Consider the following 1493-nt stretch of genomic DNA (forward strand, 5'->3'; position numbering starts at 1 on the left):
AGCGCGCGGGCGGGCTGCGGCCGGCCAGCAGCAGCGGCAGGCCGGCGGCGGCGCAGGCATTGATCAGGTGGAAGAGCGCTTCCTCATCCGCCACGCAATCGGCGTCGTCCAGCGCGGTGGGGGCGGGCTCGGGCACACCGGAGAGCGCCGGGCCCTGCAGCACCCGCCAGCCGCGCCGCGTCGCCTGCTGCCGCAGCAGGTGGGACTTGCCGACCCCGGCCGGGCCGAAGAGGGCGAGGCGATGCTCCGGCCAGCCTGCCTCCTGCCCCAGCCAGGCCATGGCCTCGGCATTGGAGGAATCCGGCAGCACCTCCCCGGCGAAGCTTTGTGGCAGGTCCAGCGGCAGGGCCAGTTGGCGCCGGGCTTCCACCATTCAGCTCCCGGTGCGGGGCGGGTCGAGGTAGAGCGGGCTTTCCAGGTAGCGCCGCAGCCAGTAGCGGGCCAGCACGCCCAGCGCCGCCGCCATGGGCACCGCCAGCAGCACGCCCAGGAAGCCGAAGGCCACGCCGCCGGCGAACAGGGCGAAGATGACCCAGACGGCATGCAGCTCCACCCGGTGCCCCAGCAGGCGCGGGTAGATGATATAGCCCTCGACCACCTGCCCGGTGACGAAGACGGCGGCCACCATGCCGACGCCTTCCCAGGTGCCGAACTGCCCCAGCGCCAGCAGCAGCGCCGTGCCCAACCCGGTCATGGAGCCGACATAAGGAATAAAACTCAGCACGCCCGAGGTCAGGCCCAGGATCAGCCCCAGCTCCAGCCCCACGGCGGAAAGCCCGATGGCGTAATAGGCGCAGAGCAGCGCGCAGCAGAGCAATTGCCCGCGCAGCCAGGCGGACAGCACGCGGTCGGTTTCCTGCGCCAGCTGCCGCAGGGTGCTGGCATAGCGGCGGGGCAGCCAGCTCTCGATGCGGCGCATGATGCGCTGCCAGTCCCGCAACAGGTAGAAGCCCACCACCGGCGTCACCACCACCAGGGTGAAGACCGAGAGCAGCGCATAGCCGCCGCCGATCAGCCGTGTCGCCGCCGTGCCGAGGAAGGACAGGATGGCGCCCACCTGGCTGACCGCGAGGTCGCGCAGGCGGGTATCCATCACCTCCGGCCCGAAGCGCTTCTCCAGCGCCACCATGCCTTCCTGGATGGCGCCGCCGATGCCGGCGACGTAATTGGGCAGCCGCGCCAGCAGGGTGCCGACCTGGGCGATCAGCAGCGGGTAGAGCAGCAGGATCGCCAGCAGGGCGGCGGCCATCAGCCCCGCCACCAGCAGCAGCGCCGCCAGCCCGCGCGGAATGCCGATGCGGTTCAGCCGCGTCGCCACCGGGTCCAGGAAATAGGCGATGCAACCGGCCAGCACGAAGGGCGTCAGGATGGCCGAGAAGAGCCAGATCAGGAACAGCAGCGCGCCCAGCAGGCCCAGCACCAGCGTGGTGCGCTGCGCCCGCGTCGCGGTGCGCGGGCCGGGGGCGAGGGGCGGCAGGGCGGGCAGGCGGGGC

1 protein-coding gene and 1 pseudogene are annotated in these 1493 nt (G+C 72.1%); both read right to left on the reverse strand.

Features of this window, described 5'->3' with window-relative positions; all coding sequences use genetic code 11:
• A pseudogene (locus IBL25_RS26050) lies at positions 1 to 373 on the reverse strand (chromosomal replication initiator DnaA); the annotation flags it as partial.
• A partial coding sequence (locus tag IBL25_RS26055; RefSeq protein ID WP_367615698.1) for an AI-2E family transporter occupies positions 374 to 1493 on the reverse strand: 1120 nt, incomplete at its 5' end.

This window comes from Pseudoroseomonas ludipueritiae, from assembly GCF_014490445.1.
GTDB lineage: Bacteria > Pseudomonadota > Alphaproteobacteria > Acetobacterales > Acetobacteraceae > Pseudoroseomonas > Pseudoroseomonas ludipueritiae.